This window comes from Kitasatospora sp. NPDC058406, from assembly GCF_042722765.1.
GTDB lineage: Bacteria > Actinomycetota > Actinomycetes > Streptomycetales > Streptomycetaceae > Kitasatospora.
Genome location: NZ_JBHXKE010000467.1, coordinates 1 through 2,546, shown reverse-complemented (window position 1 = coordinate 2,546; position 2,546 = coordinate 1). Strand labels below are relative to the sequence as shown.

Annotated in this window: 1 protein-coding gene and 1 pseudogene; both read right to left on the bottom strand. The window is 68.7% G+C overall.

Going from position 1 to position 2,546, the window contains the following annotated elements; genetic code table 11:
• Positions 1-131: pseudogene (locus ACFWOG_RS40550) on the bottom strand (ATP-binding cassette domain-containing protein); the annotation flags it as partial.
• A gap of 298 nt (positions 132-429) precedes the next feature.
• The gene (gene tatA / locus ACFWOG_RS40545; protein WP_380364739.1) at positions 430-723 is read right to left on the bottom strand and encodes a Sec-independent protein translocase subunit TatA; all 294 of its coding nucleotides are present in this window, start codon (positions 721-723) and stop codon (positions 430-432) included.
• Positions 724-2,546 lie beyond the last annotated feature (1,823 nt).

Sequence of the window (2,546 nt, the reverse complement as noted above, 5' to 3'; positions counted from 1 at the left end):
TGGGCGGGTGAGGCGAGGTCGATGCGGTGGCCGTCGAGGACGACGTGGCCTTCGGTGGGTTGGTGGTCGCCGGTGAGGATTTTGAGGAGGGTGGACTTGCCGGCGCCGTTCTCTCCCATGAGGGCGGTGACCTGACAAGCGGGAAAGTCTCAGCGGTCAGGCCCCCACCTTGCGCGTACCGCATACCACCGGCATACCGCAGGGATCACTACCTGTCACCACCGACAACGGAACGAAAACCTCAGTAACCCGACATGCCAGGCGTCTCAGTCGAGACTGTCAAAGAGGGGTGCGGCGGCGTTCTGCCGCCATTGCTGCAGGTCGCACCAGCTGAGGCTGCCATGGCCGATCGGTCGGTCGTAGTTGGGGACTTCGTCGGGGCCTTGGAGGACCTCGACGTCGTTGTCGATGACGTCAGGAGTTGTCCAATCAGGTCTGCGATCGCGCCGTCGAGGAGTTGCCGGGGTGGTGGGTCGGCGTGACGTGACAGGTCGGGGCTTGGGATTCCGGCGTCGGGAGGATTGGCATCACGGGATCCGTGGCGGTGCTGGCGGTCGTGTCGGCCGGGTCGTCCTCGTGCAAGGCTCTCGTTTCGGCCTTGAGGATGCGCAGAGTTCTACCGAGCCCCCGTGCCGCATCAGGAAGCTTCTTCGAACCAAAGAGCAGCACGATCACGAGGATCATGACCACAACGTGCCAGGGCTCCAGGCCGTTGCGAAGCATGGCATCGACTCCTTCACTGTCAACCCGGGTGTAATTCTGCGCACTGCCGCTGAGGCCGGGATTGTCGCACCGCCCAAAGTGGCGGCTTGCGCGGAGGCGCCCACAACAGAATGGTATTGGATATACGAAGTTCCCGCGAGGGGTGCCGGTCATCTCCCGACGTCCTGCGGCCCACCGATGAATGGCGCGTCGGGTCCCAGCTGATCGCAGACGCCCGTGATGGGGGATTGGTACATCCCGGTCGACGCTCCGCGTGGCTTTCCCCGAAGTTCCCCATCGAGGCTCCGGCGCCTCTGTCGGCGGCTCCGGGCTCGTCGCCGGCCGATCGAGCCGAACATCTCGGGCATCTGCATCTTGAATGCCCGGCTTTGGCGGGTATTCTGCACAGCACGGCTGACGGCCGCGGACACGCTGAGCATAGGGGCGTGCAAACCAAGAGCTGCGAGTCCTGGCGTCACCCGTTGCCGACCTCCGCGCAACACGGGCACGCCCCACAGAGTGCTCCTGCACTCCTGAACCTGCCTCCGCAGTGGGCAGGCGTCCGATCCACCCTCCCCGCCCAGGGGTCGGGTAGGCGCCTCCCGTTCCCTCTCACCGACCACTGCGATCGACCGCCCAGCCCGCACCGCCAGGTCCACCCCCCGGTCCGGGCGCCTCCTCGAACCCTGTGGAGCCAGTACATGCGTGCACCTGACACCCCCGCGCTGCGACCGGCCACCTAACTGTGCAGCCATTCGCAGAACCCGACGGCAGCCTCCGGGGGCCGCGAAATGCTGAAGCGCCTCGCCGCTCGGCTCGGTCTGCCGGCTCCGGTGTTCTACCTGGACCAGGCCCACCCGTCCTCGAGAGGCCACCGGTCCCGGCCCCAATTCGCGGCGCTCGTCAGCGCCGTGCTCGACGGCAAGCACCAACTCCTGCTGGTGCCGGGGCCCGCGGGCCTTCTCCCGCGATGAACGCCGCGTCCGCCTGTCGGTCCGAGCGTCATGACGCTGCCGAGGCACGCCACCGCCGCATGGCGGGATCATCCGGCAACACTGGGTGGACACCCCGGACAGGCGCCGAGCCGCCGGAGGCCCCGTCGCGTGATCAGCGCTCTTCGCGAGGCGCGACGGAGAACTCCCCCTGCGGTGAGCCGCCTCGTGGCCGGCCGGTCGAGGAGGCAAGGCCGTGCCCGATTCGCCTCGCAGGGGAGCGTCGAGGCGGTGTCGCCCATGCCCCTTGAGTCCCCCGCCCCGCCCGACCCGGTGGCCCCGCACATCACAAGCCGGCTGACGAAGGGCCCCAGGGCGGAGCCAGTGGCCAAGTCTCGCAAAACCCGACGCAGTGGCCATCGGGCGGTGGACCTGACGCTGACGCACCATCGGGCGACAGGGGGGCGGCAGGCAGCTCCCAGCTCACCCCGGCGGAGCGCCCGGCGGCCGGCTGCAATCAGTTCGGGCGCCGGTGCGAGGCGCGACGCGCGACGAGAGGTCGGCCCGGCCGGCGGAGGGCCGGTCTCGACGAGAACACGAATCGGCAACACCACTGGCATTCTTTTAGTATATCGCATACGTTACGCCTCATGGCCTCACGTGTTACGGCGAGGGTTCACCACCCTGCCTCGAACCCGGACCGCGACACGGATCCGATCTCCCCCCTGCACACACTCGGCGCGGTCGACCCGCCCGCAGCCCCCGCACGAGGAGTTCCACCCATGGCACCACTGCGCCGCAGACTCGCCGCCCTCAGCCTGGCGTCCGCGTTCGCCCTCGCCGCCTCGGCCTGCGCCTCCGGCGGCGGGTCGTCGGAGTCCGCCGGGCCCACCACCGTCACGTTCTGGTCGA